This window comes from Tardiphaga sp. 215_C5_N2_1 (genome assembly GCF_052076055.1).
GTDB classification, from domain to species: domain Bacteria; phylum Pseudomonadota; class Alphaproteobacteria; order Rhizobiales; family Xanthobacteraceae; genus Tardiphaga; species Tardiphaga robiniae.
In genome coordinates, this window is sequence record NZ_CP197240.1 from 5563129 (window position 1) to 5583795 (window position 20667).

Here is a 20667-nt window from a genome sequence, read left to right on the forward strand (position 1 = left end):
GCCTCACATCCCCGGCACCTTGATCCCCATCTCCTTCAGCGCTGCCAGTAGCTTCAGCGGCGGCTCCATCTGGATTGCGGGGACCTTGCCCGTTTCCAGCAGGCTCTTCAGGCCCGACAGGATCGCCGGCCAGCCTGCGCGTCCGCCGGACAGGATGTCGTCACTGAGTTGGCGATCATGCGCCTGCGTCATCGTCAGCTTCACCGTCTCGGCCGACGGCATGAGATCATAGGTGACGAGTGTCGAGCCGAGCGCTTCGACAAGTCCGGGCCAGTTGACGTCCCAGGTGATGACAAGTTTGCGCGGCGGATCGTGTTCGATCACCTCGCCCGAAACATGCAATGATCCATCCGGCGCGAGCACCTTGAACGCGCCGCCGACGTTTCCCTCAAGCTGCACCGCGAAGCCGGAGAAATACTGCCGGCTGAACTCCGCCGAGGTCAGTGCCTGCCAGACCTTCTCGGGCGTCGAAGCGATATAGATCGTGTAGACGATCGCGGGCTGGAACCTGTTGATATCGATCATGGCCGTTGCTCCATGCGTGCAGTGACAGGCAACCAGATGGCGCCCTGCCGGGCAAGTGTGTTTTGCTGCGAGCAATACGAGTGCTAGTGTTAAGACAACACACCGTCGTCATGCCCGGCCTTGTGCCGGGCATCTACGTCTTAGCCTGCAGTGAAGGCGTGGATGGCCGGGACAAGCCCGGCCATGACGTAGATAAAATCGGAATAGGAGCGTGCCGATGTCCCTGCAAGTCTATCTCGCCTTTGTCGCTGCCTGCATTGCGCTGGCACTGCTACCCGGCCCCAACGTCACGCTGGTGATCGCCAACGGGCTGCGTTACGGCACGCGCGCGGCGATGATCAGCATTGCCGGCACGCAAGCGGGGCTTGCCGTGGTGATCGGCATCGTCGCGCTGGGGCTTGCGACGCTGATGGCCACCATGGGCTATTGGTTCGACTGGGTGCGCTTTGCCGGCGCTGCCTATCTGGTGTGGCTCGGCATCAAGATGGTCCGCGCGCCGGTCGAGGGCATCGACGCGGATACGCCGCCGGCGCCGCCGCGCGGCGGCTTCTTCCTGCAGGGCATGATGGTGCTGCTCAGCAATCCGAAAGTGCTGGTGTTCTTCGGTGCCTTCATTCCGCAATTCGTTGATATGGAGAAGAACCACATCCTGCAGGTCGGAATCCTTGGTGCGACTTTCATGGTGACGGCCGCGCTCACCGATATCGTCTATGCGGTGGCCGCGGGCCGTGCGCGACAATTCTTCTCGGCACGGCGCACGCGGTTGCTGTCGCGCATCTCCGGCGGCTTCATGATCGGCGGCGGGGTCTGGCTGGCGCTGACCCGAGCGCGGTGAATCTTTTGTCGCGGTGAACCTTTCGCCGCATCGTCACGTCAAACTTCGGGGCGCGCCGCGCCGTGCCATGAGGTTTCGCCGTGCCCGACATTCCCTGGTTCGTCTATGCCATGCTGCTGGCGCCGTTCGGCCTGATCCTGGTCGCCGCCGGCTATAAATATCTGCAGGTCCGCGCCGCCAGCGACTGGCCTTCCACATTTGGCAAGGTGATCGTCTCGACCTCCGAAGTACGAGACGTCAAGGTGCTCGACGACACGCGCGAGGAGCGCAAGCGCACCGAAAAACGCAATTTTGCGAACATCGTCTACGAATACACCGTTAGCGGACAGAAGCTTACGAACAATCGCGTCAGCATCGGCGAGGACCGCGGCAATTTCGAAGTCGCCGAGACAATCGCGCGCTATCCGGTCGGCACCGCGGTGATGGTCTACTACAACCCGCGGCACCCGCGCGACGCCGTGCTCGATCGCGAGATGCCGAAGGGCATTGGCGGTTGCCTTGGCATCGCTGCAGTCATCGTGCTGGCGATCGTGGTCGGCGGCATCTTTGGCGGCGTCCGCATCAACGAATTCATCGCGGCGCATCTTGTCGATCCAAAAGTGTCCCCGATCGTGACGGCGCTCTGCGGGTTCGGCTTTCTCGTTGCCCTGTTCGGGTTGGCGCTACACCGGCAGGGGTCTCTGGCCAAGAAGTGGCCGGTGGTGCCCGGCACCGTCAAACTGGGCGCGCCCGAGACCTATGTGAGCAGGGACAGCGACACCGGTCGCAGCGGGCCGGTGATGCAGACCCGGAACGTGCAGTACAACTATCGCTTCAAGCACGTTGCCTATATCGGGTCCGCCGGAAGCCTGAGCACGAGCAACCCGAACCCGCCGCAATGGCAGTTGCGGCTGTTCGGGACGGACTACAAGAACGGTGACGCGGTGAAGGTCTTCGTCAATCCGAACAACCCGTCTGACTCGACGCTGAGCCCGGGTGGCCGCGCTGCCTATTTCCTGTGGGCGGTCGCGGCGGGATTTGTGGTGGTGGCTTATTTCATCGGGACGCACGGCTAGGCACTTCACGCCGCGCGGGTGCATTGGCAGCATCAAGAGCTAGAGATGCGATGCGCGCGGCGTGATCAGCGTCGCCTCGATCTCCGTGAAGATGCGCGTCAGCCGCTCCGCCCACTCCGTCTGGCCGCTTGGGTCGGTGATCAGATCCTGCCGGATCTCGATGCCCGTATTCATCAGTCCGCGCTTCTCGCCATGGACGGGGATCGTGTAGTCGGTCGCGTCGGAGACCGCATAGGGTTCGTTGTCGCCCACCACCAGATCGGCTTCGGCGCGCAACAGCTGCAGCAGCAATGGCGGCAGTTTGCTGTCGTGCTGATAGAGCGTGCCGATATGCCAGGGGCGGGGAATGCCGGCATAGACAGGCGTGAAACTGTGCAGCGACACCAGCACTGTCGGCTGGCCCTTCGCCAGCCTTGCATCGATCACCTCGTCGATGCGCCGGTGATACGGATCGAAGATCAGCTCGCGCCGGCGCGCCTTCGCATCGGACGTGAGACCGTCATTGCCGGGCACGGTGGTCGCCTCGCTGATCAGCGGAATCGCGCTTACGGCGTCCGGCGGGCGGTTGCAGTCGATCACCAGCCGCGAATAGCACTGCGCCACGAGATGCGCATCGAGCGCCTTGGCCACCTGTTCGGCAACGTCGGCGATGCCGACATCCCAGGCGATATGGCGGACGAGCTCGCTCTCGGGCAGGCCGAGATCGCCGAGCATCTCGGGAATCAGCCGGCCGTAGTGATCGCAGGTCAGGAGAAAAGGGGAGTTTCCGGCGGTATTGAGTTCCAGAACGGGCGGAACCTCCTGGGGGCCGAGACGTAGGGATGTGTCCTGATCGCTATCCAAGGCTCTGTCCAAAATTCTGTCCAACGCTTTTTCCCGATATTGCCTAACGATGCGGCATCCCGGCCTGTGATTCTGCAGGCTTCCGTATAAATTACACGGGACAAATCACGCATGAACGATCCATTGATGCCCCTGCTCACGATTCATCACAAGACCGAATATCGCTATGCGCATCCCGTCGCGTTCGGCGAACACCGGATCATGCTACGGCCGCGCGATGGCCATGATCTGCGCATGCTCAATGGCAAGCTCGAGATCACGCCCGAGCCGGCGTCGCTGCGCTGGATCCATGACGTGTTCGGCAATTCGGTAGCTATCGCCACTTTCGATGAGCACGCGCGCAAACTCACCTTCGTATCCACCGCAACCATCGAACATCTGCCATCGGATGAGTTCGCGCTGACCGCTGATGACAAGGCCTATTTCTATCCGTTCCTCTATGACGCCGAGGAACTGCCCGATCTGCAGGAATTCATCCGGCCGCAATATGGCGATCCCGATGGCGAACTCGCCGCATGGGCGCGCGGATTTCTCGATCCGCAGGGCCGCACGCCGAGCGTCAATATTCTGACCGGCATGACGCTCGGCATCCGCAAGCAGTTCGCCTATCGCAAGCGCTACGAGCACGGCACCCAGCATCCGCTCGATACGCTGCAGACCAAATCCGGCACCTGCCGCGATTTCGCGCTGTTCATGATCGAGGCGCTGCGCCGGCTCGGCATCGCCGCGCGTTTCGTGTCGGGCTATCTGTTCATCCATGGCGACCGCGAGCACAATTATGTCGGCGGTGGCTCGACCCATGCCTGGGTGCAGGTCTATCTGCCGGCCGCAGGCTGGATCGAATTCGATCCGACCAATGGCATCATCGGCAGCAAGGATCTCATTCGCGTCGCGGTCGCGCGCGATCCGCGCCAGGCGGTGCCGCTGCACGGCACCTATATGGGCTCGGCGGATGCGTTTCTCGGCATGGATGTGAGTATCAATGTGGTGTCCGCGGGCGACGATGTCGCCGCGGCGCTGGCCGAGAAAGTCTGACTGACGCCATGCCCGATCGCGTTTTCGTCTATGGCACATTGATGCGGGGCTTCGATCATCCGATGTCGAAGCTGCTCTCGTCCGGCGCCGATTTTCTCGGCGAAGCCTCCTGCCGCGGCAGGCTGTACATGGTTGCGCATTATCCCGGCCTGCTGCATTCCGACGATGCCAATGATGTCGTGTTTGGCGAGCTGTTTCGGCTGCGCAAGCCGGTTGAGCTGATGGCCGCGCTCGATGACTATGAAAGCGTCGGCCCCGGCCATCCGCAGCCGATGTTGTATCTGCGCGAGCGGATCGCTGTGACGCTCGCCGATGGCAGCGTGAGTGAGGCCTGGACCTACATCTACAACAAGTCGGTCGATGAAACGAAGCGCATCACGTCGGGTCGCTTCCTGGCGCCTTAGACAACCTTCTTCCGGCTCGCCACTTCCAGCCCAAACAGTGCCAGCGCAATCAGCGATGCACCGATGCCGATCAGTGCGATCATCGAGGTGCCGCCTGATGCCACCGCAAATCCGCTAAAGCCCGAGCCGACTGCGCCGCCGAAGAAGGCGCAAGCGAGAAACAGCGCGTTGAGCCGGCTGCGGATGTTGCCGGCGAGGGCATAGATCGCGCGTTGCCCGGCCACCACATTGCCCTGTGTGCCGGCGTCGATCAGGATGCCCGCGATCACGAACAGCGTCACGGCCGTCGCGCCGCCGGTGTGACCGGCAATCCAGGTCAGCACAAAGCTCGCGAGCACCAGCAGCATCGCGGTGACGGTGACGAGATCGCCGCGGCCGCGATCCGCGAGGCGTCCCGCGAGCGGTGCGACCAGCGCGCCGCCGGCGCCCGACAGCAGGAAGGCCGACATGGCGATATGGCCAAACGAGAACGGCGGCTGGTCCAGCACCAGCGGCATCGCCGTCCAGAACAGGCTGAAGGAGCCGTAGAGCAGGCATTGATAGGCCGAGCGCTGCTGCAGCACCCGCGTGGTCAGCATCAGGTCCCACAGCGAGTGGATCAGCGTCGCATAGGTCAGCTCATGCTTCGGTTGCCGGCGCGGCAGCGCGATCACCATCAATACGAATACGCCGCACATCAGCACCGCGGACATCACGAACACGGCGCGCCAGCCGAACGAGCCGGCCACCATGGTGGCCAGTGGCCGCGACAGCAGGATGCCGAACAGCAGCCCGCTCATCACGGTGCCGACGATCTGCCCGCGCCGTTGCTCCGGCGCCAGATGCGCCACGACCGGCAGGATCATCTGCGTGCCCACGGCGGCGACGCCGAGCAGCAGGGTCGAGGCGATGAAGATCGCTGCAGTGGGTGCGGCTGCGGCGATCAGCAGGCTCACGATCAGGCTGCCCAGCGTGATCAGGATCAGCCGCTTGTTCTCGACGAGATCGCCGAGCGGCACCAGGAACAGAAGTCCCAGCACATAGCCGAACATCACCATGGTGAGCATGATGCCGGCCGACGACAGGTCGAGCCCGAAGCTCTCGCTGATCGGCCCCACCAGCGGCTGCGCGTAGTAGATATTGGCGACGGTGACGCCGCAGGCGACGGCAAAGGAAAAAATCAGCCAGCCGCCGGGACCGGAGTCGCGGGCGAGATGTTCGGACGATGAGGACATGGAGGCTTTCAGGCGGGCGGGGCGGTGGGAGAGATATGGCGCATGTGATGCCATGCCAAAAGTGTGGCGTCTTGAATGGGAGCCATGCAGCGTGCCGTTCCGGTCTAGCCTCGTCATTCCGGGGCGCGCTCTTGCGCGAACCCGGAATCCCGAAATGTTCAGAACATTGTCGGGATTCCGGGTCTGAACTTTGGCCGGCTTCGCCGACCGACGTTCATCCCGGAATGACGAGTGGGGCGCGTTTACACCACCGCCTTCACCACCCGCACATCGACCTCGCCCTCCACATAGCTCCATTCTTCCGTCTCGCGCAGGCCGCCGACGAGATCCTCGAACTCCTGCGCGTGTTCCGGCGCATATTCGAACCAAGTGAGGAAATCGAAGGGCTCGCCGAGATCGCGGGAATGGTAGAGCTGCCGCGCGATGGCGGGCAGGTATTTCAGGCTGTCGGCGATGTGGCGGGATTTGTCTTCGAAGATGCGGCGGCGCTCGTTCTGGGTCATGTCCCACCACGCTGCGTTCTTCCTGATGGGGATCAGCGCGCCATGGGTTGCCTCAGGTCGGCCGAGCCCGGCCTGTGCCGCAACCAGCGCGATCTTCTCGGTGCGTTCGACATAGCGGACATGGCTGGCGACGCCGGCGAGGCGCCAGGATGTCTGCGACGGCAGCAGCGGCAGCGAGATGGCGTCGGCATGGGTGATGGACAGCGCCGCAACGGGTTTGAGCGTCTCGCCCTTGACGGGCGAGATCGAGATCACCTGCCATGCACCGGTATTTCCGCCGCGGAATGTCGTGAACATGGAATATGAGAGCGTGGAACCGGGGTGAGTTCAAGCAAATTGACACAAACTCGTCATTCCGGCGTCGCGCAGCGCCAGCCGCACGCGAACCTCAGCCATTCCAATTATCCCGAGATGTTCATCGTCGCTCGCTTCCCGGTGTCCAGTCGCGATGAACACAACGGGATTCCGGGTTCGCCCGCGCAAAAGATGCGCGCGCCCCGGAATGACGAGCTTTATTTTCGCCTGTGAATAGCGGGCGCAAGAACCGCAGGTTCAAATCTGCTCCCGGAAAACCTATATCCATGGTCGGCTGGGCCAAGGCTCATGGGCTAAAGCCCAAAAGGCTCACATCCGAGCCCGCAACACTTACCTAACCCGATCGCACGATAACTGCCCCATGCGCTTCACGCCCCAATTCCTCGACGATCTGCGCGCCCGGCTTCCGGTTTCGGAAGTCGTGAGCAAGCGCGTCAAGCTGAAGAAGGCAGGGCGGGAGTGGAAGGGCCTGTCGCCGTTCCAGCAGGAGAAGTCGCCGTCGTTTTTCGTCAATGACGAGAAGGGATTTTACCACGACTTCTCGTCAGGCAAGCACGGCGACATCATCAATTTCGTGATGGAGACCGACGGCGCCAGCTTCGTTGAGGCAGTCGAGCGGCTGGCGCAAATGGCAGGCGTCGCGCTGCCGGCGGCGACGCCGGATGCCGCGCGCCACGAGCAGCGTCGCAAGACGCTGTATGACGTCATGGATCTCGCCGCGAAATTTTTTGCAGAGACGCTGGTGGGGCGCGAGGGCGCGCGCGCACGCGGCTATCTCGCCGATCGCGGTATCACGCCCGCGGTGCAGCTCCAGTTCCGCATGGGCTTTGCATCCGAAGATCGTTTCGCCCTGAAGGAATATCTCGGCGCCGCCGGCGTGCCGGTGCCCGATATGATCGAAGCCGGATTGCTGATCGGTGGCGAAGACATCCCCGTGCCCTATGATCGCTTTCGCGATCGCGTGATGTTTCCGATTTCCGACGTGCGCGGACGTATCATCGCCTTTGGTGGCCGCGCGCTGAAGAAGGATGCGCCGGCGAAATATCTGAACTCGCCGGAAACACCGCTGTTTCACAAGGGCGACAATCTCTACAACCTGCCGATGGCGCGCAAGGCCGCGCATGACGGCGCGCCTTTGGTGGTGGTCGAAGGCTATGTCGACGTCATCGCCATGGTCGGCGTCGGCTTCCCCGGTGCGGTGGCGCCGCTCGGAACGGCGTTGACCGAGAACCAGCTTCAACTGCTCTGGAAGATGGTCGACGAGCCGATCCTGTGCTTCGACGGCGACAAGGCCGGGCAGAAGGCGGCGTGGCGCGCGGCGGAGCTGGCGCTGCCGCATCTCAAGCCCGGCAAGAGTTTGCGCTTTGCGCTGCTGCCCGAAGGACAGGATCCCGACGACCTCGCCCGCTCCGGCGGTCGCGCCGCGATCGAGGACGTGATGGCCGCGGCTGGCACGCTGTCGGATCTGATCTGGGCGCGCGAGATCGCCGGCGGCACGTTCGCGACGCCGGAGCGCCGTGCGGCGCTGGAGGCGCGCATCAACGAATTGTCGAACGGCATCCGCGACGATGTCGTAAAGAAATACTACCGCCAGGATATGACTGAGCGGCTGCAGCGCGCCTTCGGCACCGGCCCAAAAAACTACGGCGGTAACTACGGCGGCAACAACGGCGGCCGCGGCGGCTTCCAGCAGGGCGGCGGAGGCGGCGGTTTTGCCCGTTCTCCGCGTCCGTTTACCCCCGGTCCAGCGGGGCGAATCAGTGGCGGCGGGAGGGGCGGGGCCAATGCCGGGCCCCAGACCATCCAGCGCGGGCCCTATCAGGTGGTCAGTCCACAGCTTGCGACCTCGTCGATCATGCGCGGCCAGCGCAGCGCCATTTCGAGGCGGGAGGCGCTGATCGTGCAGTCGCTGATCAACCATCCCTGGCTGCTGCATGACCGGCTGGAGGAGGTGGCGGCGCTGGAACTCGCCCATCCCGAGATGCACCGGCTGCGTGCCGGGATCATCGCGGCTTTTGCCCATGAGCATCATCACGGCGATGAGGCCGAGCAAAGTGAACAAATGCGTTCAGATCTGGTTAAAGCTGGATATTCCGAGCAATTACAACACGTTGAGCAGGCGGTTACCACTCAGGCAGTGTGGGCGGCGCGGCCCGGTGCGGCCCGCGAGGATGTTCTTTCTACCTGGACGCAGCTCGTTGCCTTGCATCGCCAGTGGCACTCATTACTTAGGGAGCTTAAAGACGCGGAGCTTGCTCTGGGCGCAGAAGCGAGCGAAACGAACTACGGCTGGTTGCGCGATGTGAAGGCCCGGTTGGCTGAGGTCGACGGGATCGAGGCGCTGATCGAGGGGTTCGGAGAATCCTCGGGGCGGTTCCAGCGCAGTTCGTAAGACAACTTTGCTGCGGATGGTGCCCGGGCAAACCGCGAAAAGACTCGCCAAACCCATGGTTTGGCTGCAAAAACAGGGTTAATCCGGGCTTAAGGCTCTCCACGTTAAGGGTCTGGGCTTAAGTAGTGAAAACCGCGAAGACGACGTCGGGGGTGGCGATGGATATGCGCCGCCCTTTGTGCGTCAAGCGGTGACGATGATTGGATCGGGGCGCTTGCGCCCCCTGGATTGATAGTGGGGCGGTGACGCCCCCGGCGTGAGCGCGTTTCAGGAGCATTGAATGGCCACCAAGGCAAAGACGCTGCAGACCAAGGACAAGGAAAAAGACGACAAGGCAGCTGATACGCCGGAGAAGGACTCCGCAGACGCGCCGTCACCTTTGCTCGACCTGTCCGACGCTGCCGTCAAGAAGATGATCAAGCAGGCCAAGAAGCGCGGCTTCGTGACCTTCGATCAGCTCAACGACGTCTTGCCATCCGATACCACCTCTCCTGAACAGATCGAAGACATCATGTCGATGCTCTCCGACATGGGCATCAACGTTTCCGAAAACGAAGACAGCGACGGCGAGGAAGAGAGCAAGGACGAGGACGACGATACCGACAACGAACTCGTCGAAGTCACGCAGAAGGCCGTCACTGAAGTCAAGAAGTCGGAGCCCGGCGAGCGCACCGACGATCCCGTCCGCATGTATCTGCGCGAGATGGGCACCGTCGAGCTGCTGTCGCGCGAAGGCGAAATCGCCATTGCGAAGCGCATCGAGGCCGGCCGCGAGGCGATGATCGCAGGTCTCTGCGAAAGCCCGCTGACCTTCCAGGCCATCATCATCTGGCGCGATGAACTCAACGAAGGAAAGATCTTCCTTCGCGACATCATCGATCTCGAAGCGACTTACGCCGGTCCCGACGCCAAGAACAACATGAACCCGGCGCTGATCGCACCGCCCACCGGCGATGGCGAAGCTGTGGCCGAGGGCGCCGAAGCTGTTGCCGCGCCGCCGGCTGCGCCGCCGTCCGCCACGCCGTTCCGCCCCGCGCCACCGCGTTCGGCACCTGCTGCGGCCCCCGCCGGCGAAAGCACGTCGGAAGGCGCTGCTGACGGCGACATGGACGACGACGAGTTCGAGAACCAGATGTCGCTCGCCGCCATCGAGGCCGAGCTGAAGCCGAAGGTGGTCGAGACCTTCGACAAGATCGCCGACAGCTACAAGAAGCTGCGCAAGCTGCAGGAACAGGACATCGCGAACCAGCTCGAGAGCGCCTCGCAGGGCCCCTCGCTGTCGCCGTCACAGGAGCGCAAGTACAAGAAGCTCAAGGACGAGATCATCGTCGAGGTGAAGTCGCTGCGCCTCAACCAGGCGCGTATCGATTCACTCGTCGAGCAGCTCTACGACATCAACAAGCGCCTCGTCTCGTTCGAAGGCCGCCTGCTGCGCCTCGGCGACAGCCACGGCGTCGCGCGCGAGGACTTCCTGCGCAACTATCAGGGCTCGGAGCTCGATCCGCGCTGGCTCAACCGCGTCTCGAAACTCTCGGCCAAGGGCTGGAAGAACTTCGTCGCCATCGAGAAGGACCGCATCAAGGAACTGCGCGGCGAAATCCAGCAGCTCGCAGCCCTCACCGGTCTTGAGATCGGCGAATTCCGCAAGATCGTGCACGGCGTGCAGAAGGGCGAGCGCGAAGCCCGCCAGGCCAAGAAGGAGATGGTGGAAGCCAATCTCCGTCTCGTGATCTCGATCGCCAAGAAGTATACCAACCGCGGCCTGCAGTTCCTGGATCTGATCCAGGAAGGCAATATCGGTTTGATGAAGGCCGTCGATAAGTTCGAATATCGCCGCGGCTACAAGTTCTCGACCTATGCGACCTGGTGGATCCGGCAGGCGATCACGCGTTCGATCGCCGACCAGGCCCGCACCATCCGCATTCCCGTGCACATGATCGAGACGATCAACAAGATCGTGCGCACCTCGCGTCAGATGCTCAACGAGATCGGCCGCGAGCCGACCCCGGAAGAGCTCGCCGAAAAGCTCGGCATGCCGCTGGAGAAGGTGCGCAAGGTTCTGAAGATCGCCAAGGAGCCGCTGTCGCTCGAAACCCCCGTGGGTGACGAGGAAGACTCGCATCTCGGCGATTTCATCGAGGACAAGAACGCGATCCTCCCCATCGATGCGGCGATCCAGAGCAACCTGCGCGAAACCACCACGCGCGTTTTGGCCTCGCTCACCCCGCGCGAAGAGCGCGTGCTGCGCATGCGCTTCGGCATCGGCATGAACACCGACCACACGTTGGAAGAAGTCGGCCAGCAGTTCTCGGTGACTCGCGAACGTATCCGCCAGATCGAAGCCAAGGCGCTGCGCAAGCTGAAGCACCCGTCGCGCAGCCGCAAGCTGCGGTCGTTCCTGGATAACTAACGGTCGCTGTCGATCACTCGATCCTTCTGATGATGCCCGGCCTCGCGCCGGGCATTTTCGTGTGTGCGTGCCGCGCTTTCACGCGCTCGTTGCCGAGGTATGTGGCTGCAAATATGTTCATGATTTGTTCTTTTTGTCAAGAGGCTTTGTGTCGCGTGTGTCCTTCACCCGCCGCGGAGCGGATGGCGGATTAGGTGTCGCCAATCGGTCCTGCGCGTGCTGGTTCGACGCCGCGGTTGTCCGGCGCGGTCTCTGTCGTGAGCCAGCCGGCCTCGCGCACCATGGCCACGGCCGAGCGCGAGACAGGGGCGGTGATCCCGTTGACGAGTTGCAGGCGCAGATTGCGGCCCTCGGTCACGACGCGCACAACGGCCTTCCGCGCGACCCACCACGACCGGTGCACCTGCAGACCGTCAGCGGTGCCGAGAGCCGTCATGGCCTGATTGAGCGTTGCCAGCACCAACCGGGAGTGGCCGGCGATATGGTGGACGCGGACATAGTGATCTTCCATCTGCAGGCAAAGCACCGCGAAGGGCGGCGCACCGAGCAGGCCGAAAGCCGTTGGCGGCGCGTCGTCGGCTTCCTTGGCCTGGTGCCGCTTGTGTCGTCGCGCCTGAAGCAACAGGGTGAAGCCGAGCACGACAGGCAAGGCGGTGATCAGTCCTTGCACATACCAGTCGAGCGGGCCCAGCCTTCTCAGGAACGGCCATATCGATACGCCGATCCACGCGGTCCAGATCTGAAATGGGACGGTCAGGATGGCGGCGCCGAGGACGATCGCCGTCCACGTCATCCACGGCCTCAACTGGAATCGCAGCACCACGCGGATCAGGGACCCATACAGCAGGATTCCCGACCAGAAGCAGGCAAGCTGAAACGCCACGCGCTGCCATGCCGGTCCATTCAGATAGCTGCCGAATGGTCCGATCAGGCCGAGGAAGATGGCGCAGACGGTCGCGATCGCCAGGTCGACGGCCCAATCCCGCAGAAAATCACGTTGCCAAGCGTTGCTCATGACGTCTCATCGCAGCGGTCCGCCCACCGGCGAACCCGTTCGCCCATTGGCGAACAATGGCTGGCGCAGGGCGGCGGCGCTTGCAGAACTCGCGTGTCATCCCGATCCGCAGGAGGTTCCATGCGCAGCATCATCGCACAGGTTTTCGTCGCATTCATCGCTATCGCCGCCGCCAGCCAGGCCGACGCTGCGGTCGGCTTCCAGCATTTCAGCATCAGCGATCCACAAGGGCCACCCATCGAGGTCGGCGTTTGGTATCCCACCGGCGCTGCGCCGAAGCTGCAGGCGCTTGAGTCCGATCAACAGATGGTTGCCCGCGATGCGGCACTCGCGGGCGACCGCCTGCCGCTGGTGGTGATATCCCATGGTCACGGGGGCTCCTATGCCGGGCATCTCGACACCGCCATGGCCCTGGCCAATGCAGGTTTCGTCGTCGCCGCCCTCACGCATAACGGCGATAGCTGGCGCGACCCGGGCAACCCCACCGCGATCTGGGAACGGCCGCGCCAATTCAAGCTGGTCACGGATTACATGCTGGACGCATGGGGTGACCATGGGCGTATCGATGCGACGCGCGTCGGCGCGTTCGGCTTCTCGGCCGGCGGATTCACGGTGCTCGCGGTGGCCGGTGGCGAGCCGGACCTGCGGACTCTCGGGGATCACTGCAGGGCGCATCCCGCTTTCGAAGATTGCCAGATCGTCGACCGGCACCCGCTTCCGCTGGATGCCGATATCGTCTGGGCCCACGATCCGCGCATCAAGGCGGTCGTCTCCGCGGCGCCCGCCCTTGGTTTTGCCTTCGGTCGCAAGGGCCTGGCGGCGGTCCGTCAGCCGGTCCAGCTTTGGCGGGCCGAGGACGACCAGGTCCTGCCACATCCCTATTATGCGGAGGCCGTCCGCCTCGCTTTGCCGACGTCGCCCGAGGCGCATGTCGTGGCGAATGCCGGGCACTACGATTTTTTGACGCCATGCTCCGCGCAACTGGCAACACGCGTGCCGGCGATCTGCACCAGCAGACCGGGGTTCGACCGCGCTGCATTTCATGAGCGCTTCGATCGCGACATCGTCGCGTTCTTTACGCGGGCGCTGTAGTCGCGGCCTGGATTTGGTTCGCCCGACAGCTCCTTCGTCGGCTCTTTGTCGAGATGGGCGCGCGCGCCTGCGGTGCGCGTCGGCGGCCTCGGCCGCGTGCTGTCGATCTCAAAGGTCGGCCTGCCGAACTGGTTCCGGCGCCGGGAACAAATCGGGCGGGTCCCGCTTGAGTCGGGATTGTGTCGCGTCGTGTGAGTTGGAGTATTGCTATGGCCCCGCGTGCCAATTGGAAGGGCTTTTTGCGCCTGTCCCTCGTGAGCTGTCCGGTCGCGCTGTTTCCCGCCACGTCGGATTCCGAGAAGATCAGCTTCAACCAGATCAACCGCAACACCGGCCATCGCATCAAATATCTCAAGGTCGATGCGGATACCGGCGAGGAGGTGGCGGCAGACGACATCATGAAGGGCTTCAAGGTCGATACAGATACCTATGTCGAAGTGTCGAAAGACGAACTCGACAACATTGCGCTGGACTCCACCCGGACCATCGAGATCGACGAATTTGTGCCGAAGGCCGATATCGACCCGCGCTACGCCATCCGTCCCTATTACCTCGTGCCCGACGGCAAGATTGGTCATGACGCCTATGCGGTGATCCGCGAGACCATCCGCGACATGGGCAAGGTGGCCATCGGCCGGCTCGTGCTCACCAATCGCGAGCACATCATCGCGCTGGAGCCGCTGAAGAACGGGCTGATGGGTACGCTGCTGCGCTATCCCTATGAGGTGCGCGACGAGGCGGAGTATTTCGACGACATCCAGGACGTCAAGGTCACCAAGGATATGCTCGATCTGGCGCGGCATATCGTGGAGCAGAAGGCCGCCGAATTCGAGCCCGGCAAATTCGAGGACCGCTACGAGTCCGCATTGGTCGATCTCGTCAACCAGAAGCGCAGCGGCGTCGCCCTCAAGCCGCATGGCAAGGCGCGGCCCGGCACCAATGTGGTCGATCTGATGACCGCCCTGCAGCAGAGCCTCAAGGGCGGCGGCGCCGCGCCGAAACCAAAGGCGAAGAAGCCTCCGAAGCGCGCCACCGGCCAGAAGGAAATGCTGCTGCCGATCGCCGGCAAGAAGGAGCCCGCGCCGGCGAAGAAGGTGGCGCGGCCGGTGGCCAAAGGGGTGACCAAGGGCAGGAGGGCGGGATGACGCGCGCCTGGACCCCGTCGCTGGTGCCGGATGCCGGCGAGCAGACCGTCTATCTCGTGCTGGATTGTTTCGACCGCGCCGGCTGCGCCTGGCGCGAGGCGGATGTCGCGGCGACCGATCTCGAGACCGTCATCGCCGACCTGATGTCCGGCCAGTACAACGATCCGCAGCGCGTGATCGCCTTCAACACGGCCGAGCGCTGGGCCGACGACGTGTCGGAAGACGTCGCCCGCGAGATCCGCCGCCGCGCCGACCGCAATTACGAGGACGTCACCTCGTCGCTCGACGACTTCGTCCTGCGCCACGCCGGCCGCGAGCAGCAGCTCACGCTCAGGCTGGCGTGACGCGGGGCCTGAGATACTTCTCCGCGACGAGCGGGGTGACCGAATAAAAAAGGCGGACCGCAAGGTCCGCCTTTTTTATTCGTGCGCGCTCTTAACCTCTCCCCGCAATGCGGGGAGAGGTCGACCGGCGAAGCCGGTCGGGTGAGGGGCCGTCACCAACGCAGCCGCAATCACGACCTTTCGCGTCGCACCGTCTCGAACCGGGAGAATGTCCGCATCCCGCCTGGCACAGCTCGCCGTGCGCGGGAGCGCGGAGAGGTGGCGCCGCACACGACGCGGCCTACGTTGATAACTCCGCCACACCCTTTGATTGCACCCGTTCCCGCGCTAGCGTCACGCATTGCCCGATCAATTGTCTCGAAGCACATTTTCACCCGAGGACATTGCCATGACGTCGCTCGCCCCGATGCTGCTCAGCCAGCGCGTTGCCCAGGTCTGCCTGTTTCTGGTGGGCGCCATCGCCCTCTTCGGTGGCTCGCTGCAGATGTATATGGGACAGCCCGAGACCGCGCCGCGGCTCGACAACGTGCATCGCTTCATGGGCGGCATCTATCTGATGTCGGGCGTCATGGGCCTGTGGGCGGCATCGACCATCCGCGAACACAACACGCTAGTCTTCCTGATGGCAGCGACGGTGTTCGTCGGCGGCCTCGGCCGCGTGCTGTCGATTGTAAAAGTCGGCCTGCCCGAACCGCATGCATTGTGGATCACTTATCTGGTGCCGGAGCTGGTGCTCCCGTGGATCATCATCGCGGCGCAGGTGATGACGAACAGGCAGGGGCTGGGTGGGGCGGGGTGAGGGGCACGCTCCGTCCGCAGTGTCACCTCTCCCCCAGCGCAGCAAAGCTGCGCGCCGTTGGAGACGTCAGGAGAGGGCGCCAGCGTACGGGATGTCAGGTGAAGCAGCGGAAATGTCGATAACGAGAGATAACCACTACGTCCCGCAATGGTATCAGGAAGGCTTCTTCGAGGCCGGCCGGAAGTCGATTGCCTATGTTGACATGACTCCGGACCAGAAAACCCTCCCCGACGGGCGCGTGATCACCCAGAACGGCGCGTGGAATAACATGCCGACCTCAAGGGCGTTCTTTCAGACTGATTTGTATTCGACCTTCTTCGGTACGTCCGTCAACGACGAGATCGAGCGGGGCCTCTTCGGCGATGTCGACACTCGGGGCTCGCAGGCCGTGCGCGCGTTCATCGGCACGGACATGCGCAAATGGCACGAGCATTTCCAAGACTTCTTCGACTTTCTAGATATCCAGAAAATCCGCACGCCGAAGGGTTTGGATTGGCTGAAGGCCCAGTACCCGGCTCTCACACAGAACGAGCTCATGTTCGAGATGCAGGGCATCCGCATGCTGCACTGTACGATCTGGGTCGGCGGCGTGCGCGAAATTGTCTCTGCCGAAGACTCCGACGTGAAGTTCATCACGAGTGACCATCCTGTGACGATCTACAACCACGCGGTCCCTCCCACGGACCGAGGGTGCGCCTACCCGCTTGATCCCGGAATTGCGCTGCGCGGGACGCAGACGATTTACCCGATGGACCGCGACCACTGCCTGATCCTCACGAACCTGGAATACGCGAAGGACCCGGACACCGATCCGCTCCAGAAGAGGACCTTTGCGCGCAACTACCGGCAGTCCATCACCAAGATCGACTCGTTCATACGCGGGCGAAAGCTCACCGCGCAGGAAGTCGCGCAAATCAACTTCGTGATCAAGAAGCGCGCGCGTCGCTATATCGGCGGCGGGCGCAAAGAGTGGCTGTATCCGGAGCGGACGGTGACACAGCCGTGGAGCGAACTGCGGAAAACGCTGCTGCCGCCCGAGTTCGGCCTGTTTGAGTTCGGCGGCGAGATATTCGTCAAGTACGAGAGCGGCGACGTCCACTACCAGGACGAGTTCGGTAGGACCGAGAAGCCCCGGGAGTTCTTGATCAAGAAGCTGCCGGAGAAGCCTTTGCGGCCGGGCGACTACTGCGGATGCGGGCAGGGGAAGTCGTTTAAAGAGTGTTGCCAGTCGAAGCCCGAGGCGCTGCGGCCAGCCTGGAACGAGAAGAGCATCCGCGAGCGCAACCTGATGCTCCAGCACGCGATAGTGAACGTGCTGGAACTCGAGTCCGGGAAGGACTGGGTGCAGATTCGCCGCGAGCTGACCGACGAGAAGATAGGCGAGATTTACCACCTCTACGAAGGGCTGTGGCCGCTCGAAACTGATCTGCTCGCGCTGCTGCCCAAACCCGACGGCGAAGCTCGCGCCGTCTACACGGGGTCTATCCATCCGTCGTCGATCACAGACTTCGCACTCGCTGCTCCGCTGTACTTCGGTGAGCTGATAGTGGCGCATCCGTTCGTCCACCCCGGAATCATGAAGAAGGAGATGAGCCCGACCGGCAATCCGAAGTCCTATCGGCAGGAGTTCTTGAAGACGATCATGTTCTTTCTGAATGTCATGCCGCTCGTCGACCTCGGCTTGATCAACCTCGTACCGGACCCTTGCGACTTCGACTTTCATCTTCGCGAGCAGATGATGGGCATGGCACGGGCTCGAGCTTCGCGGGTGGACCCGAAGTACGACCCCCGCCTACGAGAGACGATGGAAGAGGATAGCCGGCGCGGTATCATGCTGATGCCGCCGGACGCGATGCGCAGGCAGCTCCACAAGTTCAAGCCAAACCTCAGTGAGGAAGAGGTTGAGGCCACGATGCGTGCCAGTGTGTGGATGCGGGAGGATGATCCTCTAGCCGTCCTCCAGGAGGGCTCGTTGGAAGGCGGAAAAGGCGGCGGGCAGATGAGTATGTTCAAGCTCGCACCGAATTTCGAGATGACTATGTATTTAGCCCAGGCAACGGGTTCGTGCATTGTCACGGATAGTCCCCTTCGCTGGAGCGAGGTCCAGGGCGCTATCCGGAAGCGCTACAAGGCCGCGACTCCCGGTCTTGCCCCGCTAGTGACTGATATCGAGCGCTCGAAGTTCGCGTTCCCGCAGAACGCGACGGACGTGGTCGCCGCGGCCCTGAGCAAGAGCGGCGCAGGCTACCCGGATTTGCTCCGGGACCTCTTCAAGTACCTTTCCAATCTGGAAGAGCGCGGGGCGAAGCCCAATCGAGAGGCGCAGTTTGCCAGCCGGTTCGCCAAAGCGCATGCCGCGGCGCAGGCCGGATTCAAAAAGTCGGGCGTGCCCTTGAAGGAAGGGCGCATCTCGTGCGTCGCTCCTCCAGGCGGCATGCAGGACAATACGGTCAACAGGTTGCTCCTGATGTCGAGCTCTGAGAGGCACTTGTCGGGTGTTCCGATGGCCTTCTTCATTGAACCAGCCGAGGCAATCACGGTAGACGATAGTTGACCGCTGCGGCCGCGTAGAGTTCGCGCTCGACAGCAAACGGCCGGGACAAGCCCGGCCATTTCAAATTCAGATGCTGATTTTGCGAAGCTTGCTACTACTTCTTCTTCGCGCCCACGCGCTCGACGCTCTTGATCTCCAGCGCCGGACGACCGGACTTTTCGGCGATCTCGCGGTCCTGCTCGGCGATGGCGGCCTTGGCCGGCTCATCGCCGTCGAGTCCCCCCAGCAATTCGGAGGGCACGCGGCGGTTGGAGCGCTGCGAGCCGTCTTCATAGAAGACGTTGAAGAAGGCGAATTCGCCTTTGGGATTGGTACCGGGTTTCTTGGCCATGGCGGTTAAGTGGGGGATGGCGCAGGCGAAGTCAAAGCCTTAGCGCGCAAAGCGTGCATGCATCTGTGGGCAAAAGCGGGCAGTGGTTACCGGCGGGGCGCGCCGCCCGACCGGCGACCAAAAGTTCATGGTTTGTTCTTGACGTTTCAGGAATAAGGATTATTATCCCCTCCGTCCTGCCCCACCGAGAGGGGCGATCGCGATCGTCACGTTCGCGGGGTGGGATGCGGTGGACGCCGGAGATGCGGCGTCACGCGGTTCATGGGGGAACGTCTGTCTTCGGGCAGGACGGATCTGCGCCAGCACTGCCACTGGCAAGGAGACGTTTGGCCTTGGGATGGAAAGACTCCGGGACAGTGTGACGGACGACCAAGTCAAAACGCGTTCGGCTTACTCGCTTGAGGCTACCCTGTCCCTCCGCCCTGGGACATTAATTTTGGTGATGGGACCGTTCGCCATGGCAGATGTGCAAGCAACCGAAAAAACACCGTATGCGGAACGTCGGGCACTTGCTCGGCGCCTCCGAAAGTCCTGATGCACTCACAATTGCGGAAGACCGCATTCGCATCAGGCCCAAGGGTGCAACGGGCACCCGGCGTTCCGCACGCCCTCTCTCAGGAGGGTGGGAATGCGACAGACGACGGCGCCCCCGCGCCGCAAACAACAGGGGTGATGACGCATGTCTGAAGATCCCACGCACGTCATTCCGGGGCGCGGCCGGCGCTTGCCGGACGCGAGCCCGGAATCCCGACATGGGAGGCCCAGATAGCGCTAGGCCATGTCGGGATTCCGGGTTCACGCTTGCCGCCTTCGGCGTCGCGCGCGCCCCGGAATGACGAGAACAAGGCGCGCCGTTGTTCGGACACATCGGTCATGCCACACTCCGGTATCGCCAACCCAACAGGTTTTTCATGACCAATCGTATCACCGCCATTGCCATTGCCGCTGTGTCCTTCGTCTCGGTTGCGCTGACGGCCACGTCCTCGCAGGCCGCCAAATGCGGCGGCGACTTCCAGGGTTTCATCGCGGCCATGTCGCAGGAGGCGGCCGCCGCCGGCGTGTCGCAGGGCGTGATCTCGCAGGCCTTTGCCGGCGTGACGCAGGACCCCGCGGTGCTGTCGTTCGATCGCCGCCAGCGCGGCACCTTCAACAAGAGTTTCGAGCAATATGTCTCGACCCGCGTCGGCCAGGGCCGCATCTCCATGGGCCTGCAGATGATGCAGCGTCACGCCTCGCTGCTGTCGCGCATCGAGCAACGCTTCGGCGTGCCGCCTGAAATCGTGGTAGCGATCTGGGGCCTCGAGTCGGATTTCGGCAAGGGCGATATCGGCAAGATGCCGGTGATCCGCACGCTCTCCACCATGGCGCATGACTGCCGCCGCACCGAGCTGTTTCAGGGCGAGCTGATCGCGGCGCTGAAGATCCTGCAGCGCGGCGACCTGCCGCAGCGCGACCTGATCGGCGCCTATGCCGGCGAGCTCGGCCAGACGCAATTCCTGCCGTCGAGCTACATCAAATACGGCGTCGATTTCGACGGCAACGGACATGTCGATCTCCGCCATTCCGTGCCGGACGTGCTGGCTTCGACCGCGAACCTCTTGAAGACCGCAGGCTTCAAGGGCGGGCAGCCTTACGGCGAGGGCACGGCGAATTTCGAGGCGATGCGCGAGTGGAACAGGGCCACGATCTATCGCAAGACCATCGGCTATTTCGCCGATCGCCTCGCGGCAGGCCGATAGGTCACGGGGCGATAGGCAAGGCGAGGGCGCGCGCGGTTTTAAACTTTTGTTAAGCCGCGCGGCCGCCGGGCGAACTTGGGGAACCCCGATGGTGAAAGTCGGATTAACTCATTCCCT

20 protein-coding genes are annotated in these 20667 nt (G+C 63.0%); 13 read left to right on the plus strand and 7 right to left on the minus strand.

The genetic code is table 11. From position 1 onward, the window contains the following. Positions 1 to 3: 3 nt before the first annotated feature. Entirely contained in the window at positions 4 to 525 is a 522-nt protein-coding gene (locus AB7828_RS26390; protein ID WP_441231599.1) for an SRPBCC family protein, read from the minus strand. Between the two features lie 217 nt (positions 526 to 742). Here AB7828_RS26390 and AB7828_RS26395 point away from each other — a divergent pair, with 217 nt between their 5' ends. Both AB7828_RS26395 and AB7828_RS26400 read left to right on the plus strand, forming a co-directional pair. Beyond that, on the plus strand, positions 743 to 1360 hold the full coding sequence (locus AB7828_RS26395; protein WP_120288488.1) for a LysE family translocator: 618 nt from the start codon (positions 743 to 745) through the stop codon (positions 1358 to 1360). A gap of 80 nt (positions 1361 to 1440) precedes the next feature. Then, positions 1441 to 2415: a DUF3592 domain-containing protein gene (locus AB7828_RS26400; RefSeq protein WP_441231600.1), complete on the plus strand. Its 975-nt coding sequence runs from the start codon at positions 1441 to 1443 to the stop codon at positions 2413 to 2415. Positions 2416 to 2454: 39 nt separating this feature from the next. Here the strand turns inward: AB7828_RS26400 and AB7828_RS26405 are convergent, their stop codons facing one another. Next, a complete protein-coding gene (locus AB7828_RS26405) occupies positions 2455 to 3258 on the minus strand; it encodes an N-formylglutamate amidohydrolase (protein ID WP_441231601.1) in 804 nt (267 codons plus the stop codon). A gap of 126 nt (positions 3259 to 3384) precedes the next feature. On the opposite strand from AB7828_RS26405, the gene AB7828_RS26410 reads away from it, so the two are divergent. Both AB7828_RS26410 and AB7828_RS26415 read left to right on the plus strand, forming a co-directional pair. Next, positions 3385 to 4293: a transglutaminase family protein gene (locus AB7828_RS26410; RefSeq protein ID WP_320447733.1), complete on the plus strand. Its 909-nt coding sequence runs from the start codon at positions 3385 to 3387 to the stop codon at positions 4291 to 4293. 8 nt (positions 4294 to 4301) lie between these two features. Beyond that, the gene (locus tag AB7828_RS26415) at positions 4302 to 4697 is read left to right on the plus strand and encodes a gamma-glutamylcyclotransferase family protein (RefSeq protein WP_441231602.1); all 396 of its coding nucleotides are present in this window, start codon (positions 4302 to 4304) and stop codon (positions 4695 to 4697) included. Here AB7828_RS26415 and AB7828_RS26420 read toward each other — a convergent pair. Beyond that, positions 4694 to 5911: an MFS transporter gene (locus AB7828_RS26420; RefSeq protein WP_441231603.1), complete on the minus strand. Its 1218-nt coding sequence runs from the start codon at positions 5909 to 5911 to the stop codon at positions 4694 to 4696. The two genes, AB7828_RS26415 and AB7828_RS26420, sit on opposite strands and share 4 nt — an antisense overlap. Before the next feature lie 242 nt (positions 5912 to 6153). After that, the gene (locus tag AB7828_RS26425) at positions 6154 to 6711 is read right to left on the minus strand and encodes a chlorite dismutase family protein (protein ID WP_441231604.1); all 558 of its coding nucleotides are present in this window, start codon (positions 6709 to 6711) and stop codon (positions 6154 to 6156) included. A 24-nt stretch (positions 6712 to 6735) separates the two neighbouring features. Here AB7828_RS26425 and AB7828_RS26430 point away from each other — a divergent pair, with 24 nt between their 5' ends. From AB7828_RS26430 to rpoD, 3 genes are all read left to right on the plus strand, one after another. Beyond that, complete coding sequence (locus AB7828_RS26430) at positions 6736 to 6942, plus strand: hypothetical protein (RefSeq protein ID WP_441231605.1); 207 nt, start codon at positions 6736 to 6738, stop codon at positions 6940 to 6942. Between the two features lie 148 nt (positions 6943 to 7090). Continuing rightward, the gene (gene dnaG, locus AB7828_RS26435) at positions 7091 to 9121 is read left to right on the plus strand and encodes a DNA primase (protein ID WP_441231606.1); all 2031 of its coding nucleotides are present in this window, start codon (positions 7091 to 7093) and stop codon (positions 9119 to 9121) included. Between the two features lie 280 nt (positions 9122 to 9401). After that, positions 9402 to 11531 (plus strand): RNA polymerase sigma factor RpoD, encoded by a 2130-nt coding sequence (gene rpoD / locus AB7828_RS26440; RefSeq protein WP_089262093.1) that lies wholly within the window; start codon positions 9402 to 9404, stop codon positions 11529 to 11531. A gap of 190 nt (positions 11532 to 11721) precedes the next feature. On the opposite strand, the gene AB7828_RS26445 is transcribed toward rpoD, so the two are convergent. After that, positions 11722 to 12546, minus strand: coding sequence for a LytTR family DNA-binding domain-containing protein (locus AB7828_RS26445; protein WP_441231607.1), 825 nt, complete (start codon positions 12544 to 12546; stop codon positions 11722 to 11724). Positions 12547 to 12666: 120 nt separating this feature from the next. Between AB7828_RS26445 and AB7828_RS26450 the strand changes: the two genes are divergently transcribed. The 5 genes from AB7828_RS26450 (at position 12667) to AB7828_RS26470 (ending at position 18480) form a co-directional block, all read left to right on the plus strand. Then, a complete protein-coding gene (locus tag AB7828_RS26450; RefSeq protein WP_441231608.1) occupies positions 12667 to 13638 on the plus strand; it encodes an alpha/beta hydrolase family protein in 972 nt (323 codons plus the stop codon). Positions 13639 to 13847: 209 nt separating this feature from the next. Next, positions 13848 to 14783 (plus strand): non-homologous end joining protein Ku, encoded by a 936-nt coding sequence (gene ku, locus AB7828_RS26455; RefSeq protein ID WP_441231609.1) that lies wholly within the window; start codon positions 13848 to 13850, stop codon positions 14781 to 14783. Continuing rightward, positions 14780 to 15127 carry a hypothetical protein gene (locus AB7828_RS26460; RefSeq protein WP_093759453.1) on the plus strand — a complete coding sequence of 116 codons (348 nt, stop codon included), beginning with the start codon at positions 14780 to 14782 and terminating at the stop codon, positions 15125 to 15127. Before ku ends, AB7828_RS26460 begins: the two co-directional genes overlap by 4 nt. 388 nt (positions 15128 to 15515) lie before the next feature. Next, entirely contained in the window at positions 15516 to 15926 is a 411-nt protein-coding gene (locus AB7828_RS26465) for a DUF4345 domain-containing protein (protein ID WP_441231610.1), read from the plus strand. 91 nt (positions 15927 to 16017) lie between these two features. Further along, positions 16018 to 18480 carry a DUF4238 domain-containing protein gene (locus AB7828_RS26470; RefSeq protein WP_441231611.1) on the plus strand — a complete coding sequence of 821 codons (2463 nt, stop codon included), beginning with the start codon at positions 16018 to 16020 and terminating at the stop codon, positions 18478 to 18480. 94 nt (positions 18481 to 18574) lie between these two features. Here the strand turns inward: AB7828_RS26470 and AB7828_RS26475 are convergent, their stop codons facing one another. Both AB7828_RS26475 and AB7828_RS26480 read right to left on the minus strand, forming a co-directional pair. After that, positions 18575 to 18811 (minus strand): hypothetical protein, encoded by a 237-nt coding sequence (locus AB7828_RS26475; RefSeq protein ID WP_068733419.1) that lies wholly within the window; start codon positions 18809 to 18811, stop codon positions 18575 to 18577. A 701-nt stretch (positions 18812 to 19512) separates the two neighbouring features. After that, complete coding sequence (locus tag AB7828_RS26480; RefSeq protein WP_441231612.1) at positions 19513 to 19686, minus strand: hypothetical protein; 174 nt, start codon at positions 19684 to 19686, stop codon at positions 19513 to 19515. A 36-nt stretch (positions 19687 to 19722) separates the two neighbouring features. Between AB7828_RS26480 and AB7828_RS26485 the strand changes: the two genes are divergently transcribed. Next, the gene (locus AB7828_RS26485; protein ID WP_309947500.1) at positions 19723 to 20550 is read left to right on the plus strand and encodes a lytic murein transglycosylase; all 828 of its coding nucleotides are present in this window, start codon (positions 19723 to 19725) and stop codon (positions 20548 to 20550) included. Positions 20551 to 20667: the final 117 nt, after the last annotated feature.

Coding starts and splice junctions, on each gene's coding strand:
- AB7828_RS26395 (WP_120288488.1), top strand. CDS start 743: ATGTCCCTGCAAGTCTATCTCGCCTTTGTCGCTGCCTGCATTGCGCTG.
- AB7828_RS26475 (WP_068733419.1), bottom strand. CDS start 18,811: ATGGCCAAGAAACCCGGTACCAATCCCAAAGGCGAATTCGCCTTCTTC.
- AB7828_RS26480 (WP_441231612.1), bottom strand. CDS start 19,686: ATGACCGATGTGTCCGAACAACGGCGCGCCTTGTTCTCGTCATTCCGG.
- rpoD (WP_089262093.1), top strand. CDS start 9,402: ATGGCCACCAAGGCAAAGACGCTGCAGACCAAGGACAAGGAAAAAGAC.
- AB7828_RS26460 (WP_093759453.1), top strand. CDS start 14,780: ATGACGCGCGCCTGGACCCCGTCGCTGGTGCCGGATGCCGGCGAGCAG.
- AB7828_RS26465 (WP_441231610.1), top strand. CDS start 15,516: ATGACGTCGCTCGCCCCGATGCTGCTCAGCCAGCGCGTTGCCCAGGTC.
- ku (WP_441231609.1), top strand. CDS start 13,848: ATGGCCCCGCGTGCCAATTGGAAGGGCTTTTTGCGCCTGTCCCTCGTG.
- AB7828_RS26390 (WP_441231599.1), bottom strand. CDS start 525: ATGATCGATATCAACAGGTTCCAGCCCGCGATCGTCTACACGATCTAT.
- AB7828_RS26485 (WP_309947500.1), top strand. CDS start 19,723: ATGACCAATCGTATCACCGCCATTGCCATTGCCGCTGTGTCCTTCGTC.
- dnaG (WP_441231606.1), top strand. CDS start 7,091: ATGCGCTTCACGCCCCAATTCCTCGACGATCTGCGCGCCCGGCTTCCG.
- AB7828_RS26415 (WP_441231602.1), top strand. CDS start 4,302: ATGCCCGATCGCGTTTTCGTCTATGGCACATTGATGCGGGGCTTCGAT.
- AB7828_RS26425 (WP_441231604.1), bottom strand. CDS start 6,711: ATGTTCACGACATTCCGCGGCGGAAATACCGGTGCATGGCAGGTGATC.
- AB7828_RS26450 (WP_441231608.1), top strand. CDS start 12,667: ATGCGCAGCATCATCGCACAGGTTTTCGTCGCATTCATCGCTATCGCC.
- AB7828_RS26420 (WP_441231603.1), bottom strand. CDS start 5,911: ATGTCCTCATCGTCCGAACATCTCGCCCGCGACTCCGGTCCCGGCGGC.
- AB7828_RS26445 (WP_441231607.1), bottom strand. CDS start 12,546: ATGAGCAACGCTTGGCAACGTGATTTTCTGCGGGATTGGGCCGTCGAC.
- AB7828_RS26410 (WP_320447733.1), top strand. CDS start 3,385: ATGCCCCTGCTCACGATTCATCACAAGACCGAATATCGCTATGCGCAT.
- AB7828_RS26470 (WP_441231611.1), top strand. CDS start 16,018: ATGTCAGGTGAAGCAGCGGAAATGTCGATAACGAGAGATAACCACTAC.